Below are 725 nucleotides of genomic sequence, written 5' to 3'. Positions count from 1 at the left end.
CCGACATGACTGTGCTTCGCCGCCTTGACCACGAAGTTGCCGGGCATGCCCAGCTCGATGTTGCCGCCCTTGAGGGTCAGGTAGGCGCCGCCGCACATCAGGGTGATGTGCTCCTTCGCGGTGACCAGCACGTGCTGCTGGCTGGCGCTGACCTCCACGCTCTGCTCGGCCTCCAGGCGGATGTCGTTCTTCTGCGCCTGCAGCAGCATCGGCCCCTGGTGGGTGATCTGGCGCAGCTCGCCGCCCTGGGCGAACAGGCCGATGTCGCTGCCGGCGTTGATCACCACCTTCTGCCCGGCGGTCACCTGCTGGTTCTGCCGGGCCACGCTGTCGACGTGCTCGCCGGCGGCCAGGGTCAGGCTCGCCGGCGTCGCCGCGGCGATCCCTGCCGGACCGCTCAAGGCGATCGCCGGCTTGCCTCCGTTGCTCTTGCCGGACTCGTCGTTGGCACCGTGGCCGAGGTCGCGCACGGCTTCCTGGAGGGTTTGCTGCGGCGCCGCGTCGTGCCCCACGCCCTGGTGCTCCCCGGCGTAGTCGCCCAGCTCGCGGGCCAGCTCCAGCGCCGCCTCCAGCACCTGCACCACGACGCCTCGGTCGAGATGGCCGGCGCCGGCCCTGAGCTGCTCCTCGGTGCTCAGCAGCAGCCCCTTGGCCGCACGCACCGCGCCATGTTCGTCGGTGCGCAGTTCGAAGCCCTCGCCGCGCGGCTTGCCGCCTTCGGGCCG

1 protein-coding gene is annotated in these 725 nt (G+C 71.6%); it reads right to left on the bottom strand.

The features are described 5' to 3' along the window. On the bottom strand, positions 1-725 hold a 725-nt coding region (locus JHD77_RS32195; protein ID WP_223684114.1), incomplete at both ends, for a type VI secretion system tip protein VgrG.

Source organism: Pseudomonas sp. P20 (genome assembly GCF_016463925.1).
Lineage (GTDB): Bacteria > Pseudomonadota > Gammaproteobacteria > Pseudomonadales > Pseudomonadaceae > Pseudomonas > Pseudomonas aeruginosa.
Note: the sequence above shows the minus strand (reverse complement) of the source record. Positions and strands in the feature narration are given on the sequence as shown.